The organism is Paenibacillus sp. TY11, assembly GCF_059772165.1.
Window position 1 is genome coordinate 1 of record NZ_JCBAIQ010000021.1, and the last position, 17119, is coordinate 17119.

General features: G+C 47.7%; 15 protein-coding genes, 1 rRNA gene and 1 riboswitch. Of the genes, 12 read left to right on the forward strand and 4 right to left on the reverse strand.

The window, feature by feature from the left end; all coding sequences use genetic code 11:
• Window position 1 precedes the first annotated feature (1 nt).
• Window positions 2–118 (forward strand): 5S ribosomal RNA (gene rrf / locus AC6EJC_RS20690).
• 187 nt (window positions 119–305) lie between these two features.
• Here rrf and AC6EJC_RS20695 read toward each other — a convergent pair.
• On the reverse strand, window positions 306–464 hold the full coding sequence (locus AC6EJC_RS20695) for a hypothetical protein (protein ID WP_180984517.1): 159 nt from the start codon (window positions 462–464) through the stop codon (window positions 306–308).
• 294 nt (window positions 465–758) lie between these two features.
• On the opposite strand from AC6EJC_RS20695, the gene AC6EJC_RS20700 reads away from it, so the two are divergent.
• The 5 genes from AC6EJC_RS20700 to AC6EJC_RS20720 all read left to right on the forward strand — a co-directional run bounded on the left by AC6EJC_RS20700 (window position 759) and on the right by AC6EJC_RS20720 (window position 7042).
• Entirely contained in the window at window positions 759–2090 is a 1332-nt protein-coding gene (locus AC6EJC_RS20700; protein ID WP_444955586.1) for an extracellular solute-binding protein, read from the forward strand.
• A gap of 230 nt (window positions 2091–2320) precedes the next feature.
• The gene (locus tag AC6EJC_RS20705) at window positions 2321–3211 is read left to right on the forward strand and encodes a carbohydrate ABC transporter permease (protein WP_444955587.1); all 891 of its coding nucleotides are present in this window, start codon (window positions 2321–2323) and stop codon (window positions 3209–3211) included.
• Window positions 3212–3216: 5 nt separating this feature from the next.
• Window positions 3217–4050 carry a carbohydrate ABC transporter permease gene (locus tag AC6EJC_RS20710; RefSeq protein ID WP_444955588.1) on the forward strand — a complete coding sequence of 278 codons (834 nt, stop codon included), beginning with the start codon at window positions 3217–3219 and terminating at the stop codon, window positions 4048–4050.
• Window positions 4051–4080: 30 nt separating this feature from the next.
• On the forward strand, window positions 4081–5877 hold the full coding sequence (locus AC6EJC_RS20715; RefSeq protein ID WP_444955589.1) for a cache domain-containing sensor histidine kinase: 1797 nt from the start codon (window positions 4081–4083) through the stop codon (window positions 5875–5877).
• Window positions 5858–7042, forward strand: a complete 1185-nt coding sequence (locus tag AC6EJC_RS20720; RefSeq protein WP_444955590.1) for a response regulator — start codon at window positions 5858–5860, stop codon at window positions 7040–7042. The genes AC6EJC_RS20715 and AC6EJC_RS20720 overlap by 20 nt, the downstream gene beginning before the upstream one ends.
• Window positions 7043–7112: 70 nt before the next feature.
• Here AC6EJC_RS20720 and AC6EJC_RS20725 read toward each other — a convergent pair whose 3' ends face one another.
• The gene (locus tag AC6EJC_RS20725; protein ID WP_444955591.1) at window positions 7113–8018 is read right to left on the reverse strand and encodes a LysR family transcriptional regulator; all 906 of its coding nucleotides are present in this window, start codon (window positions 8016–8018) and stop codon (window positions 7113–7115) included.
• 161 nt (window positions 8019–8179) lie between these two features.
• Between AC6EJC_RS20725 and AC6EJC_RS20730 the strand changes: the two genes are divergently transcribed.
• The 6 genes from AC6EJC_RS20730 to AC6EJC_RS20755 all read left to right on the forward strand — a co-directional run bounded on the left by AC6EJC_RS20730 (window position 8180) and on the right by AC6EJC_RS20755 (window position 14857).
• Window positions 8180–8770, forward strand: a complete 591-nt coding sequence (locus AC6EJC_RS20730) for a UbiX family flavin prenyltransferase (RefSeq protein ID WP_444955592.1) — start codon at window positions 8180–8182, stop codon at window positions 8768–8770.
• Between the two features lie 28 nt (window positions 8771–8798).
• On the forward strand, window positions 8799–10217 hold the full coding sequence (locus tag AC6EJC_RS20735; RefSeq protein WP_444955593.1) for a non-oxidative hydroxyarylic acid decarboxylases subunit C: 1419 nt from the start codon (window positions 8799–8801) through the stop codon (window positions 10215–10217).
• A gap of 40 nt (window positions 10218–10257) precedes the next feature.
• The gene (locus tag AC6EJC_RS20740; RefSeq protein WP_444955594.1) at window positions 10258–10494 is read left to right on the forward strand and encodes a non-oxidative hydroxyarylic acid decarboxylases subunit D; all 237 of its coding nucleotides are present in this window, start codon (window positions 10258–10260) and stop codon (window positions 10492–10494) included.
• Between the two features lie 59 nt (window positions 10495–10553).
• On the forward strand, window positions 10554–11015 hold the full coding sequence (locus AC6EJC_RS20745) for a pyridoxamine 5'-phosphate oxidase family protein (protein ID WP_444955595.1): 462 nt from the start codon (window positions 10554–10556) through the stop codon (window positions 11013–11015).
• 165 nt (window positions 11016–11180) lie between these two features.
• A complete protein-coding gene (locus tag AC6EJC_RS20750) occupies window positions 11181–12341 on the forward strand; it encodes a serine hydrolase domain-containing protein (protein ID WP_444955596.1) in 1161 nt (386 codons plus the stop codon).
• A gap of 179 nt (window positions 12342–12520) precedes the next feature.
• Window positions 12521–14857 (forward strand): Ig-like domain-containing protein, encoded by a 2337-nt coding sequence (locus AC6EJC_RS20755; RefSeq protein ID WP_444955597.1) that lies wholly within the window; start codon window positions 12521–12523, stop codon window positions 14855–14857.
• Window positions 14858–15013: 156 nt separating this feature from the next.
• Here AC6EJC_RS20755 and sdaAA read toward each other — a convergent pair whose 3' ends face one another.
• On the reverse strand, window positions 15014–15913 hold the full coding sequence (gene sdaAA / locus AC6EJC_RS20760; protein ID WP_444955598.1) for an L-serine ammonia-lyase, iron-sulfur-dependent, subunit alpha: 900 nt from the start codon (window positions 15911–15913) through the stop codon (window positions 15014–15016).
• On the reverse strand, window positions 15903–16592 hold the full coding sequence (gene sdaAB / locus AC6EJC_RS20765; RefSeq protein ID WP_444955599.1) for an L-serine ammonia-lyase, iron-sulfur-dependent subunit beta: 690 nt from the start codon (window positions 16590–16592) through the stop codon (window positions 15903–15905). Before sdaAB ends, sdaAA begins: the two co-directional genes overlap by 11 nt.
• A 209-nt stretch (window positions 16593–16801) precedes the next feature.
• A riboswitch (glycine riboswitch) is annotated at window positions 16802–16916 on the reverse strand.
• Between the last annotated feature and the right edge of the window lie 203 nt (window positions 16917–17119).

Consider the following 17119-nt stretch of genomic DNA (forward strand, 5'->3'; position numbering starts at 1 on the left):
GTTTGGTGGCGATAGCGGAGGGGTTCCACACGTACCCATCCCGAACACGACCGTTAAGCCCTCCAGCGCCGATGGTACTTGGACCGCAGGGTCCTGGGAGAGTAGGACGCCGCCAAGCACGATAAAAGAGCACAGCCTTAACGGGCTGTGCTCTTTTTCCTATAACCAATCATCGATCATTTATCATTCACATGAAAGATTATCATCATGGACTCGGTCAAAAGCTTTACGGTATCCTGGTTGTGCTTTGTATAGTGCTGACTAGTTAGCTTTTTTAACTGAGGTACAGTATTAACTGGGGGAAGTTAATCTATTTCAACCTGTTCTGTCTGGAGGACACTTAAGGCTTGAAGTTTACGGGTAATTTCCTTTTGCCACTTTGTATCTCCGACTTGTACGGCAAGATTGAGAAGATCCAAATAATCATCAATATGCAGGGAGGTTTTACTAAAAGCTTCTTTCACTGCGGTCCTGCCTCCTTTAAAGTCTATGTGTATTTATCATATAATAATGATAATCATTATCAAACAATGATCTTATTCATATTATGCCTGTGTTCGAGATAAATTGCAAGTTATGATATGAATGAATTTTGAAGCACGCAAATGAGGGCTTGAAAAAACAAACCCTTCTCCTTAAGTTCACACATTGTTCACGTCTTTTCTATGGAACATAATGAAAAGAACAAGCGGGCATTGAGTGTCCACCAATTAGGAGGGCAAATTGCGCAATGCTTCAACAAGAGGAGGAAAAAGATCATGAGCAAAACAAAAATGAAAGCGTTTTCCGTTGTGGTGGCGAGCGCCTTGGCATTGACGCTGACAGCTTGTAATAACGGACAAAGCGCAAGTCCGGGAAATTCAGGAGAACAGGGCGGAGGCACCGAAACGAAAGATGTAACGATTACCTTCCAGAACATTAATCCTGATCCGAGCACCCCTTCGTACAAAATGATTAAGCAAATTGTAAGTCAATACGAACAGGATCATCCTCATGTCAAAATTGAATTGGATTCGCTAAATACAGATCAACAAAAGCTCAAGCTGAAAACACAAGCAGCAGCGAAGGAAGTACCGGATATCACAATTGTAAACCCAGCTGCACAGATGAAGCCATTCGTAGATGCCGGGCTACTGGCCCCATTAAACGATGTGGCTGATAAAGAGGGATTAAAGGATACGTTTCAGGATGGACTCCTTAATTACTATAGCTTCGACGATAAGCTTTATGCTTTTCCGGACGGTAACAATATAGAAGTGGTGTTTTATAATAAAGAACTGTTCGAGCAGTCGGGAATCAAGAAGTTGCCGACCAGCTTTGATGAGCTGATTACGACGGTCAAGACGCTGAAGGCGAAGGGAATTACTCCGATTGCGATTGGGGAAAAGGATTCATGGACCGGTTCTCTCCTTTTTATGAACATTTTGTTGCGTACGAATGAAGGGCCGAATTTTCTCAATGATGTGCTGGAGGGCAAAAAGACGTTTAACGATCCCGCTTTTGTGGAAGCTGTGGAAGCATTTCAGGAATTGGTGCAGGCAGGGGCTTTCCCGGATGGAGCCACATCAATTGACTATAATGCAGGCGGTAATATTTTTAAAACAGGAAAAGCTGCGATGTATATCATGGGTACATGGGAGACGGGGTCTATTGATGCTTCTCCGGTAGCGGGGAAGGTAGGAGCGTTTCAATTCCCTACGGTGAATGGCAAAGGCAATGTGAATGAGTATGTAATTGCGCCGGGCAGCGCATTTGCGGTATCTGCGAACAGTGAACATTTACAGGAGACGAAGGATTTCCTGCACTATTTTATTACAGAGATGCCCAAGATTCAGTTTGATCTGAAAAATGCGATTGGCAGCGGTCAGAAAATGAAAGGCGATCTGAAGGAAGCGGGCTATTCCGAGTTAGCGATTAGTCTCAATGAGCTGTTCAAAAATGTAAAAGGGGGCGACCTCGCTTTTGATAATACGATGAATCCGGCTATTGCGCAGGCGCATCTGAGTAGCATTCAAAACCTATTCGTGCAAAAAGAAGACTCTGCACAAGTTGCCAAGGAACATCAGAACGCTTTTGAAGCGAACAAATAAGTGAGGATTTTGCAAAAATCCAATAAGCGACTTCCAATGAACAATATATAGATCGAAATGGCCTAGTTCGTCTAGATATTGCACTTTGGAGCGACTGGAATCGAATTTTGCAAAATCCTGAAGTAGCAGGTACTAAGGGAGGGAGCGGCTTGTTCCTTCCCTGATTGGGAATCAAATAGGGGTGTGCATCCTCAGAAGATGTTCAGAATCAACACAAAGGAGATTAGAGCATGAATGTACTGAAGGTGCCGGCACGCACCATTGCCGTTTTCGTGCTACCCTGCCTGTTGCTGTATACCTGTATGGTATTTGTTCCGATCCTGGTGTCGGTGTATTGCGGTTTGCTGGATTGGAACGGGATCGCAGAGGCAAAGTTTGTGGGGCTGGCTAATTTTGAGCGGATTTTTACAGCCGATCCAGTGTTCTGGCCGTCCGTGAAGCGGACCATGCTGTTTGCTGTGTTTTCCATGCTGGAAATTCCGCTCTGCCTGCTGCTGGCTATTTTACTCAATCGCTATGTGCGTAAGGCAAATACGCTGGTTACGATGTATTTTCTGCCGGTCATTCTGTCAGTGGTCATTATCGGGCAGCTGTGGAAGACAATCTATAATCCTGCCTCGATGGGTGGGATGCTGAACGGTATTTTGATGGCAGTTGGGCTGGAAAGCTGGACACGCTCATGGCTGACGGAACCGCAGATAGCGATGTACGCTCTCTATTTTGTATCATTGTGGCAGTATTTTGGCTATCATTTGCTTATCCAGTTTACCGGGGTGCAAAATATACCGAATGAACTGTACGAAGCAGCCAAAATTGATGGAGCTGAAGGGTTCAAAGCAGACCGTTACATTACGCTGCCGCTCATTGTGCCTATTTTCAAAATATCAATTGTATTAGCCTTTATCGGCTCCCTACAATCGTTTGATTTGATCTGGGTGATGACGGGTGGAGGGCCGGCCCATGCGACAGATACAGTATCCACGTATATGTACAATATGTCCTTTTTATCTATGAAGTATGGGTATGGCAGCGCATTGGCTTCGTTTCTGGTGGTTATCTGCTTGTCATTTACAGTTGTGATAAATTTTGTTTTCAAACGAATCGAAAATAGGGTAAGCTAAAGGAGATGGAATTGTTGAACGCCTTGAAAAAAACGGGGGTCTTTTCCTTATTGGCAATCTTAATTGTCACGCAGCTGTATCCACTCTTTTGGCTGCTGACCTATTCGTTGAAGACGAATGAAGAGATATTGAGCTCAAGCTTCTTTGCACTCCCTCAAGTGCCCCAGTGGCACAACTATCAGGAAGCCTATGAATCAGGGAGCTACTTGCGTTATTTAGGAAACAGTGTGTTGGTGACCGGGGTTACGATGATTTTCGTCATTTTATTAAGCTCGATGACTGCTTATGCGATTACACGTTTTCGCTGGCGCTTCGGGGCTGTTGTGCTGACCTTGTTTCTGATCGGGATGATGATCCCGATGCAAGCTACACTGCTGCCGCTGATGGTGATGTTTAAAAACGTCCATATTCTGAATACGTATTTCTCACTGATTTTACCCTATATTGCTTTTCAGACACCGATTGCGGTCTTCATCCTATCCGGCTTTATGCGGTCCATTCCCCACGAAATTGAAGAATCCGCTTACATTGACGGAGCAAGCATTTATCGTATCTTCCGCAGTGTAATCTTACCCATCTCGATTCCACCTATCATGACGGTGTGTATTTTAACTTTCATTAACATCTGGAATGAATACATTATGGCTGCCACCTTTATCTCGTCCGAGAAGCTCAAAACTCTCCCTTTCGGCGTATATACGTTCGTCAGCCAGTATTCTGTGAACTACGGTAATATTGGTGCTTTTCTAGTCATGGGAGCCTTACCGGTCATTATTATTTATTTTGTCCTGTCCGAAAAGATCACCAAGGGCATGGTTGCGGGAGCGGTTAAAGGATAGGCGGCTAATGCGAAAGGAGCGCACGGAGGTATGATGCGCCGTTTTCAATCCATTCAATACCGCTTGTTTGTTCTGTTCCTATTGAGCATGTCCGGCATTGTGCTGGCGGTCAGTCTATTATTTTACAACCGTACTACGGTGCAGTTCCACGATAAGGTCAGCGAGCTGGCGCGTAAAAATGTATCCCAGACGGCAGGACTGTTCGAATTGCTGCTTGGCAGCTATAACAGTCTCTCCAAATCGATCAGCAACAATATGGATTTGGTTCGTCTGCTGACGACGGATAGCAGTAATCTGCCTGCTGTCAATTACATCAACGAACGTACGATTACGAATATTCTGGGAGCTATCTATTATTCGCGGGAGGATCTGATCGGCATTCATGTCATCACAGACACAGGCAAGGTATACAACTATGGCAATTATATGAATGTCATTGATACTCATTACGAACATACGGAATGGTATAAGGAAATTCGAAAGTCGGCGGGCAAAATTGCATGGCTGGGCGTTTATCCTCATTCTGTCATTGATCAGGTGGAAACCAGACCTGTGTTTGCATTCGGACGACAGCTCTATGATCTGGATGAACACAAACCGATTGGTATTGTACTGTTTGAGGCTGAACCGCATTCTGTTCTGTCCGCTCTCCACAATTTGCGGCTGGGCACTAATAGTCAGGTATATCTGTTGGGCCATGAAAATCGAATTGTATCGGCTACTTCCTCTTATCCGCCACCAGATTTGCGATACTTAGAACAACAGGTACCGGAGGAGGATGTAATTGTAAATCGGAATAATGAGAAAGTTGTAATCGCTTCCAGGTTGCCGTTTGCCGATTGGTCGGTGATTAGTGTGACACCCAGTGAGGATCTGAATGTCGAGCTGGTGCAAAATCAAAGGTACTTATTTATCGTGGTACCTATACTCATTATTGTGTCGGCGTTAATTGCGTCCATCGTCTCCAGGGGCATTTCCCTTCCGCTTAAGCGAGTCATTCGGGAAATGAAGCGTGTAGAGACAGGAAATTTCCGCCACACGGTAAACATCGAATCCTATGAAGAAATCAACCAGCTGGCTACCTCTTTCAACCATATGGTAAGGCGGATTGCAGAACTGATCGAGCTGGTACGTATATCATCGGTCAGTGAAAAAAATGCGGAGCTGCACGCGCTACAGACGCAGGTCAATCCCCATTTTCTTTACAATACGCTGGATATGATCTATTGGATGCTGGATGAAAAGGGACAGGATCAGCTCGGAGAGGTCGTTCTCTCCTTATCTCATATGTTTCGTTACAGCAGCCATTGGAAAGAGGGGGCCGATGTAAGCCTTCGTGAAGAAGTGGAGCAGGTCGGCCACTATCTCACCATTATCCAAGCCCGGCTGGAGGGCAGGGTATCTGTAGACATCAGCATTGAAGAACGATGGCTGGATATCCGTTTGCCGAAAATGACTTTACAGCCATTGATTGAAAATGCGGTGAAGCACGGACTGGAGCCTCTTCATGCGGATACAGGTGGCAAGCTGCTCGTCAGAGCGGAGGAATATGGCGGTGTATTAAGCCTGCACATCATCGACAACGGTGCAGGGATGGAGTACGAACGATGGGAGGTGGTCCAGGTCGCTTTGGCAGAACCCGGCAAACAGGCGGGCAGCGGGCAGGCGGGAGGCATCGGCCTGCAAAACCTAAATTTACGGCTACGGCACATGTTCGGAGAAGAGTACGGCCTACGGATCTCCAGTGCACCTGGGGCCGGAACGACAGCCACAGTAAGTGTGCCTCTGCCACAGAAGGAGGAGAAACATGAATATTCTGATAGCTGACGATGAAAGTATGATTCGGCAGGGGATTCGGCGTACTATTGGCCAAGCTCTACCAACCTGCGGCATTCATCTCGCTGCTTCCACCGAGGAAGCAGCAGGCATTCTGGCGGAGCATCCTGTAGATATTGTATTGACTGATATCCTGATGCCCGGTATGGATGGTCTGGAATTCATGCGTATTTCCAAGCGAAAGCATCCTCATCTGCAGTGGGTTGTCATTTCGGCCCATTCTGACTTCCAATATGCGCAAAGAGCAGTAAAGCTGGGTGCCAAAGACTACCTGTTAAAGCCGATTGGTAAAAAGAAGCTGCTTGAATGCATTAAAGTGTTGGCAGCCGAAGCGCTTGTGGCCTCACAGCAGGCGAACGAGGGCAGGCTTCTCAAATCCAATATGGTCTATTTGCGTGAAGCCGTTTTCCAACGTTATGCACTTGGACTGGATACGGGAAAGCTGGATATACAGCCTTTCATCGAAAATTATCCGGAATTCCATCTCTTCATGGTTCGCATGGAACCTGATCGCAAGCAGACGCATCTGGAACATTTTATGATTGAAAATGTACTGTCCGAGCTCATTGAGGCAGGAGGCAGCGGCTTTGTCGTCAGTCTAGACCGCCATAGTCTGTTGGGTATTGCAAGGCTAAGGGATGAAGCAGAGGCCGCACGGCTAGAGACGTTGCTCGAATCCCATTTGAAGCGTTATGTGAAGGTGCCCCTGCAAATTACGCGTTCGGGTGTTCACCACAATTTTGCATCCATACCTGAAGAGGTGGCGCGACTAAGACGGACGCCAGAGGAGATTGCAGCCGCAGCAGCGGATACAGGAGAATGTCTCCGCAAAGGTATGCATACGGTAGATGTGGCGTTGCAATACATTCGGGCTCACTTTACAGAGGAGCTGTCGCTGGAGAAGGTAGCTTCAATCGTATTTTTGAATCCGGTGTATTTTAGCCAGTTATTCAAGCAAAAGACGGGACAAGGCTACAAGGATTACGTCATTTCCTTGCGTATGGAGGAGGCGAAGCGGCTGCTCAGTGATCCTCATCTGCGGCTGGCTGATATTTCCGAGCGGATCGGCTATCAGGATATGCGGCATTTTACACAGGTGTTTCGACGAAAATGTGGAATGACTCCGACCGAGTATCGGCATCAGGGAGTCAAGTAGGCGGAATCAATGACGGAATGAAGGAGTCCATCCAGCATCAGGCTGTTTCATGAGTAGAGCGGTAGAGCATCTACTCGGGAACAGTCTTTTTCGTGTCTCCAGCTTGTAGCTGTTCAACCAATTTGCGAGCTGCATTGGATAAATAACGATCCTTGCGCCATACGACGGCAGGCCGTGTGAAGGGGAACGGCTCCTTAATGGAAAGTGTGCGAAATCTGTCCCCGTATTCTTGTCCCAAGCCAGCGTCTGGCATGATGGTAATTCCCATGCCTGTGGATACGAGCGAGAGAATGGTCGATATTTCAGGACAGTCCAGTACGACGTGCGGAATAAGATGATGTTCCTGAAATTTGCGGATGACGGTTTCGTATAGCCCATGTCCTTCTGTTCGGCGTCCCAACAAGAGGTCATAGCTGGCAGCTTCCTGTAACGTGATTTCCCCACTGGGATGACGATCTGCCCATTCACACGGAAGTACCGCAACAAAAGAAACACCCTCCAGTTCAATCGTATGGTACGATTTGTCATCTACCGGGAGCAGCAACAAGGCCAGATCAACTTTATTTTGGTGCAGCAGTTCTTCCAGATGATGTGTGTCTCCGTGTCCTATTTTAACGTAAACCTCCGGATAATCCTGATGAAAGCGGCTGAGTTGTTCGGTAATCAGAGACATACAGACGGATGAAGTGCCTATGGACAGGGTGCCGGTTACGTTGTTTTCGAACTCCCCAATTTCTCTACAGGTGTCCTCCATTTCAGCCAATAATCGCTTGGCGCGGGTATACAGTGCATATCCGGCCTCGGTAACCTCCCACTTCTTTCCTTCACGGTAAATCAGCTTTACGCCAAGCTCGTCCTCCATATTTTTGAGTTGTTGACTCAGGGGAGGCTGGGCCATATTGAGCGTTCTGGCGGCTTTGGTGATTTGCCCTTCCTCCACGATGACGCAAAAGTAATGCAGATGCTTCATATCCATTGGGGGATTCCTCCTTATTTCTACACAACGCTCCGATTTGAATACTTTTAAAGTATGCATTACATATATTATATATATTTTTCGTGTGCAAGGAACAGGCGTATAATTTTTGACAGTGATGCATTGGTGAACATAGACGATGGGGTGGAAGGAGGGAACATATGAAAAAAATCATTATAGGAATATCGGGAGCGACAGGGTCGATCTTCGGTATCCGTATATTGCAACAATTACGTGAGGCCGGAGTCCAGAGCCATCTGGTGTTATCTCCGTGGGCTATTGCGAACATTCCCTATGAGACAGGCTATACGGTGAAGGAAGTGGAGGCCATGGCAGATGCAGTTTATTCATATAAGGATCAGGCTGCACGTATTTCCAGCGGCTCCTTCCGGGTTGACGGCATGATCGTCGCTCCTTGCAGCATGAAGACGCTCGCCTCCATTCGTATCGGTATGGCGGACAACCTGCTCACCCGATCAGCGGATGTGATGCTGAAGGAGCGAAAGAAGCTGCTGCTCATGACCAGAGAAACACCATTAAGCAGTATCCATCTGGAAAATATGCTGGAACTGTCACGTATGGGCGTGATGATCCTGCCGCCGATGCCTGCCTTTTATAATCATCCTGCAAGTATCGAGGAATTGGTAGATCATATTGTTTTTCGCGCATTAGATCAGTTCGGTATCGTCACAACCGCAGCCAAACGCTGGGATGGAATGAAGCAGGCTGACTCCAGACTGCACCAGAATTGAGAAATCGAAAGACGAAGGAGAATGAATGATGGCTTATAAAGACTTTCGCGATTTTCTACACACCTTGGAAAAGGAGGGACAATTGCTCACGATCAGCGATGAGGTAAAGCCGGAGCCGGACCTCGCAGCAGCTAACAGAGCATTAAACAACCTTGGAGATAAGACGCCTGCTCTCTTTTTCAACAATATCTATGGATATACGGATGCTCGTATTGCAATGAATGTGATGGGCTCCTGGCCCAATCATGCCCTCATGATGGGAATGCCAAAAAATACGCCGCTCAAGGAGCAGTTTTTTGAATTTGCCAGACGCTATGAACAATTTCCGGTGCCCGTGAAGCGGGAAGAAAACGCTCCTTTTCATGAAGTCGAGATTACAGAGGATATTAATTTGTTTGATATTTTGCCGTTGTTTCGTTTGAACCAGGGGGACGGAGGATTTTATCTGGACAAAGCGATTTTAGTTTCACGCGATCTGGATGACCCGGACACCTATGGCAAGCAAAATGTTGGCTTGTACCGGATGCAGGTGAAAGGCAAGAATCGTTTGGGTATCCAGCCTGTACCGCAGCATGATATTGCAATCCATATCCGTCAGGCTGAGGAGCGCGGCGAAAATCTGAAGGTCGCTATTGCCCTCGGATGTGAGCCTGTTATTACCACGGCTGCTTCTACGCCGCTGCTGTACGATCAATCCGAATATGAGATGGCGGGCGCTATTCAGGGTGAGCCTTACCGTGTGGTCAAAGCGAAGGATGCAGATCTGGATCTGCCATGGGGAGCCGAGGTCATTCTGGAAGGTGAAGTGTTAGCAGGTGAACGTGAGTATGAAGGTCCATTCGGTGAATTCACAGGTCACTATTCCGGTGGTCGCGCGATGCCAGTCATTCAGATTAATCGTGTATATCACCGTAAGCAGCCTATCTTTGAGCATTTGTACATCGGAATGCCTTGGACGGAAACGGACTATATGATTGGTGTGAATACAAGTGTACCGTTGTTTCAACAGCTCAAGGATGCATTTCCTAATGAAATCGTAGCCGTTAATGCCATGTATACGCATGGGCTGGTGGCTATTATTTCCACGAAAACCCGATATGGGGGCTTTGCCAAGGCTGTGGGGATGCGTGCGTTAACGACTCCGCATGGATTGGGGTATTGCAAGCTGGTCATTGTGGTGGATGAGGATGTCGATCCGTTCAATCTGCCGCAGGTCATGTGGGCTTTATCCACCAAACTGCATCCGAAGCATGATGCTGTCATTGTTCCGGGCTTGTCTATTTTACCGCTTGACCCCGGCTCTGATCCGGCAGGTATGACGCACAAAATGATAATGGATGCGACGACACCTGTAGCACCGGATATTAGAGGCCATTACTCGCAGCCGCTTGATTCTCCGCTGGGTGTAGCAGATTGGGAGAAAAAGCTGAGCCAAATGCTTCGTTAAATATGTTTGAAAATAAAGAAAATTAAAGGAGTGCTGACAGATGCATATTTGTCCCCGTTGTGAGTGTAATCGTTCAGAAGTTGTTTCCCATTCGCCGGTTGAAGGTGTCTGGGAGGTTTTGTTGTGCCCTGTCTGCCTGTTCACATGGCGAACCTCGGAACCGGATAGCATTACTGATCCGGCAAAGTATAAATCGGCGTTCAAGGTAAATCCCCAAGATATCCCGAAGGCTGCCCATGTTCCTCCTATTCCAGAACGGATACAGGGTCGTTCGTAAGCAACCGTAAATTATGGTACTTTGAAGTTATAGGCCAAATGTAAAGGGGATTAAACTTCATGCAGATACCAAGGATCGGTAAGGAGCTGTTCACGCTGCTGGACGGCAAGGGGCTGGAACATAAGCAACATGAAGCAATGATGCTGCTGACGGTCACGGAAGATCAGTGGCCGCACATAGCGATGATTAGCGTGGGAGAGGTTGTAGCGCTGGACGAGAAAAATTTGCGTCTGGCACTATGGCCGGGTACGACCACGACGGGCAACATGATCCGCACTGGGAAGGCGACGCTTGCGGTGTTTATCGGAGGTAAGGCGCATTATGTGCGGTTGTCGCTGGAACATCTGCCTACTTTGCCCGGAGCCAAGCATGTACGTGAGCGATTTGCGGCACAGGTCTTTGCAGCCAGAGAAGATTCGGCCCAATATGCGGATATCTTGACAGGTGTCATGGTTCGTCTCAAGGAACCGGAATCGGTGATCAATCGCTGGAATGAAACGGTGGCAGAACTGTTAATGTAAAGCCATCTGATTATGACAAATAAGCTTGGTAATTACCAAGTTTACCGTTAAAATAAATGCGGGGGAATAAGCGTTTACAAGGAATCAGGTTGAGCTTGTTGGAACAGGAGATTAGAGCGCGAGAGGAAGCTTGTTTCTTTTGAAGGAAAAACAGGAGGGATGTATATGTCTCGTTTTGACAAGGTAGATCAGCTATTGCAACAATTCGTAGCGAATGGGCCGGCAGGGTGTGGTTGTGCCATTGCACAAAATGGTCAAGTCTTGTACGAAGGGTATCACGGATATGCTGATCTGGAAGCTCGAAAGCCAATCACTGAGGATACAGTATATCGCTTGTTTTCCATGACAAAGGTTGTTGTATGTGCGGCTGCACTTATGCTGTACGAACGTGGGCAATTTTTGTTGAATGAGCCTTTGTATGAATATTTACCCGAATATCGTAATGCGCATGTATTCAAAACCGCTCCTAACGGATACACCTATATTGATAAAGCGGAGAACCCCATTTTAATTAAGCATATATTCAATATGAGTGTGGGTCTTCCTTACGCTTCCGAGTCTTCAGATACAGGAAAAGCTATGCAGAAGGTCATAACAGCATTAAAGGAAAAGCAGGGGAAATATGACTTGCGCACAGAAATTAAAGCGCTTTCTGAAGTTCCGCTAGCATTTGAACCGGGAACACGATGGCTATACGGATATGGACATGATCTTGTTGCAGGTCTTATTGAAGTGATTTCAGGAAAATCATTAGGGCAATTTCTAAAGGATGAAATATTTGATCCGCTTGGCATGAACAATACAGGCTACCGCTATCGTGAAGATATTGAATCGCGGATGGCCTCCATTTATCAACGGACAGACGCCGGAGAACTTAAAAAAATTGAGGGTTTTTTGGATGAATATCATCAGCCAGACGCTATATATGAAAGTGGAGGCGCAGGTTTGTATTCGACAGTTAAAGAGTACCTCACATTTTCACAAATGCTGTCGAATGGCGGCATGGTAGACGGTGTAAGGCTATTGGGGAGAAAAACCATTGATTTAATGCGCACAAATCATCTGAATACATCCCAACTATCCGATTTTACGAATTCATATCATACAGGTTATGGTTACGGACTGGGCGTGCGCACGTTAATTGATAAAGCGGCTGGGCATGCAAACAGCTCTATTGGAGAATTTGGCTGGACGGGAGCAGTGGGCACTTGGGTTTCTATAGATCCAAGCGAGCAGTTCTCGGTCGTTTATATGCATCAGCTGGATCCCAATATGGAAGAATACCACCATTTGAGAATTCGTGCAGCAGCTTACAGCTGTTTGTAAAAGTGAGGTTATATTTTACGACTTGATCTTTGTCTCTGTCAGTACTCGACTCTAGTTAATAAGGACCTAATTTTCTTTAAAGCCTAAACTATTCTTTTCCATATGTCGACATAAAATGTAGGTGTAAGGATTTTGCGGAATCCTTAATTTTAAGTTTTGAAATGGGAGGGAGTTAGATTTTGAAGAATAGGTGGTCTGGTTTTCTGGCGTTGGTCATCCTGATCTCAAGTTTTACATCATATGCAGGGTTCGCATACGCGGCTGATCCGGTGCTTTCCAAGATTGTCCTTTCCTCTAACGAGGTAACTGTGCAACAGGGAGATACGGCTGCGTTGACGGCCACAGCTATTTATAGCGATGGGACGACCTCAAATGTAACCGTAAGCACGGATTGGAAAAGTGATAATACAGCTATTGCTACGGTATATAACGGTACCGTTTCAGGTAAGGGCGAAGGGGAAGCAACTGTGGTAGCGACCTATAAAGATAAGATACAATCGGTTCAGGTACATGTAACAAAGAAGGTTAAGGCACTAACATCCGATGTACAAAGCCTGAGCTTGCGTTCAAGCGGCACAGGACAGATTGGTCTAACAGCGACTTACAGTGATAATACAACAGCTCAGGTTTCGGGTGATGCTACCTGGACCTCGGATAACCAGAAGGTAGCAACTGTAGTTAACGGATTGGTTACCGCTCAGGGAGCAGGTACAGCCAATATTAAGGCCGTATACGGTCAACAGACTGTAACCATTACTGTGCAGGTGGAACAGGTCAAACGTTTGGATGTCAGTCCATCGGAGGTTTCCCTTTTGTTGAAGGATACTGAGAAGGTCAAATTGACAGCGACGTTCCCGGATGGAACGGTTCAGGATGTTACAGAGTCTGCTGAGTGGAGCTCCAGCAATGCAGCCGTGGCGGATGTACTGAAAGGTACTATTACTGGCTACAGCGCGGGAAAGGCAACGATTACAGGTAAATATGGTACGATGTCCGCTACCATTTCGGTGGATGTGGATCAAACGAATAAGCTGAAAGCTAGCGAATCGGATGTTTTTCTGCGTTTGGATGAATCCAAGAAAGTACAGGTTTCCGCTGTTTACCCGGATGGGACGGTAACAGATATCACAGATAAAGCTACTTGGACATCAAGCGATGAGAAAATTGTAACGGTGAATAAAGGAACGATTATGGCCATTGGAGCGGGTTCAGCTACGGTGACCGCAAAGTATGGTGATAAGACAGTTTCGATCAAGACAGACGTTGAAACCTCCAGATATCTGGATTTAAGTGAGGACAAGCTGAGCCTGAATGCCAAGGAAACCAAAAAGCTCAAGCTGACCGCTACGTACGTAACAGGTACGGAAGAAGATATTACAGGCAAGGCAGAGTGGAAGTCCAGCAATGAAGATATTGCATTTGTCAATAAGGGCGAGGTAACAGGCTATAAAACAGGTGAGGCAACGATCACAGCTTCTTATGGCGGCAAAACAGCCACAGCGACAGTATCCGTGAATGTGCCTGGTGACTTGGCTTTGTCCTCCAAAACCGCAACGATTGATGTTAATGAAGACTATACTGCAACTTTGACTGCTACTTATGCCGATGGGCGTAAGGAAGACGTGACACAGGATGCGGAATGGACCTCAAGTGCGGAGGATATTGCTTCCGTATCCAAAGGAACGATTACAGGTAAATCAGCCGGTAAGGCGGTTGTTACAGCAACCTACAATGGCAAAAAACTGACAATAAACGTACAAGTAGGCCTTGTAGACCGTTTGGAAACCGAATCGCGCGTAATTGCGCTCGCTGCCCAGGAAACGAAGCAACTGAAGGTAACAGGCGTCAAGAGTGGCGGTACAAAAACAGATGTAACCAAGGATGCCACCTGGACTACCAGCAATGTGAAAGTGGTCGAGGTTAGCGAGGGCTTGATCAAAGCGAATGGCAGTGGCAAGGCAACCGTTACAGCTTCTTATGGCAAGCAAACCATTACGTTTACAGTGGAAGTGGACGTAGCGCAAAAAATTGAAGCGGATACGGTCGCGTTATCACTCAAATCCGGAGATCAAAAAACCATCTCGATTGTTGTTAAATCCAGTGATGGTAAAGAAAAGGACGTTACGACCCAAGCTGAATGGAAAACGTCTAATTATAAGGTAGCCACTGTTAAAAAGGGTCAGGTTACCGCAGTAAGCTACGGTAAAGCTAACATTCAGGCGAAGTTCGGCGGGAAGGTGATCAGCGTGCCCGTGGATGTTGATACGCTTAAATATTTGCAAACGGACGAAGTTGCCTTGAATTTGAAGGCAGGACAACTGGCTAAAGTGACGGCTACAGCCACGTATAAGGATGAGTCGGAGAAGGATGTTTCCAAACCGGCTGTCTGGTCCTCGTCCAGAATTATTGTTGCGACCGTCAAAGACGGTAACATTAAGGCACAGGGCAAGGGCAAAGCTGTAATTACAGTGAAATATGCAGGTAAAATCACGAAGGTACAGGTGACTGTTCAGTAATCTGTATTCGACCGAAAAGAAAAGAGCAAGCATACGTCTAGGGACGACATGCTTGCTCTTTTCTTTATAAGGCGACTGCCTCTCTCCCTAGGAGAATATGGGGTGGCAGTCGCCTTGTTTTTATAGGGTGAAAGTAATAGGTTTACCGCTTGGAAACTAAGACTTATCCTTCTTGGCCGGTGTGTTGCGTGTAAGTGATTCGGTCAAACGCTTGCCAGTTGGCGTCTGGGCCAAGCCACCTTTGGCGGTCTCGCGGTGTTTCGACGGCATCGCGCTGCCGACTTCAAGCATCACGTCAATGACTTCGTCAGATGGAATAGCGCTGCGCACACCCGCCAAAGCCATATCCGCTGCGGCAAGCGCAGTCACGGCTCCCAGCCCGTTGCGCACGATGCACGGAATCTCCACGAGTCCGGCGACGGGATCGCAAATCAGGCCGAGCGTGTTTTTAAGCGCGAGGCCTACGGCGTGAACGGCCTGTTCAGGCGTGCCACCGCGCAGCTCGACCATAGCGCCAGCGGCCATTCCGATGGCTGAGCCAATCTCAGCCTGACAGCCTCCCTCCGCGCCAGAAATGAAGGAGTTGTTCGCGATCACGTAGCCAATGGCTCCAGCGGCGAACAGTCCATGCACCATATGCTCATCATCCCAGCCGAACCGTTCCTGCGCACTGATGAACACACCGGGGATGACCCCGCATGAACCTGCGGTGGGCGTGGCGACAATGCGACCCATGGACGCATTAACCTCCGACACGGAGAGGGCATAAGCCATAGCGAGCGCGGAGGCATCGCCGGAGCAGGTTTCCCCTGCCCGCAGATACTCGGCTAGGCGCTTGCCGTCGCCGCCCGTCAATCCACTGCGGGATACGGTGTCTTGCGTCTGACCGCGATGAACGGCTTCCTTCATCACTTCATAATAATCAGACATTTGGCGGAAGATTTCTTCCTCAGGTGTATTTGTCTCTTGTACCTGCTCTTGAATCATCAGGCGGCCAATCGTGGTGGATTCTTCAGCGCATAAAGCGCTGATCTCATGCAGATGGCTAAACCGCATCGGATTCAGCTCCTTTTTTCAAATTAATCATTTTAATTTCGTACATATGAGGCAAGGACCGCAGCTTTGTGATCAATTCAGCCGTAGCAGGACTGTCCGTTTCGATGGCGGTGAGTGCTTCACCATCCCGGCCTTTGCGATCCACGTGCATATAGGCAATGTTAATGTCAGCCGCGCCGAGCGCTGAAGTCACCGCGCCCAATGTACCAGGCTTATCTGAGTGAAGAAGCACCAGCGTAGGTAGCTCCCCGGTCAGGTTGACTCGGAATTCGTTGAGTTGCTGGACATGGATGCTGCCGCCGCCGATGGAGGAGCCCAGCAGTGTGCGCTGATCCTCGTCCTTCCACAGCTCGAAACGGACGGTGTTCGGATGAGGCGCGGGTAGCCCGCTGACGGCGAATTCCACGGTCATCCCGGCTTGCTCTGCCCATTGCTCGGCATCCGGAATTCGGTGATCGTCTGTATCGTAATTGAGCAGCCCTGCGATGAGCGCTAGGTCTGTACCGTGTCCTTTGTACGTGTCGGCAAAGGAGCCGTACAGTGTCATGCGGGCACGGTCAGGCTGCGCCCCGAGCCAGTGCCGGGCAACGCGTGCGAGCCGCACCGCGCCTGCGGTGTGTGAACTGGAAGGTCCGGTCATGGCCGGGCCGATAATGGAAAATACATCTTTGAAACGCATGGTGTGGCCCCCTGTATGTTCTATACCATAGTATATGGTATAGCCGCGTCTTTGCGCGTATAGACGGTTCCTAATGCTGACGTACAATGTGAGCACAAAAAAGGACAGGATAAGGAAGTTTCCCTTATCTCTGTCCTCGTTACCTGAGAGTTTCGTGCGGTGTCCTTACCGCCTTACCCCTTGGGTGGCTTGCGCTCTCTCCAGAGTTGCGTCAGATGACGATACATGGACCTGAGAGATTATCCGCCAGCCGGGTGCTGGCGTCTTGCTCCTTCGGTGCCGCCAGAGTGTAGGCTCCCTGACAGACTCTCCCGTCATCTTCATTCGCATATACCGTTCTACATGTCTTTCTTAGCGTAATGTATGCCGTGCTCGGTGTCAATCACAGGGTTCAATTTTTACATAAACAGGCGCGTTTCCAATAAAAAAGATTAGATTTTACATAATTATGGATGAAATCAGGAAGGAATTAGAAGATTGATAGCTAATCTGATAGAGGACAATTACATTGATGGAAATAATGGGAG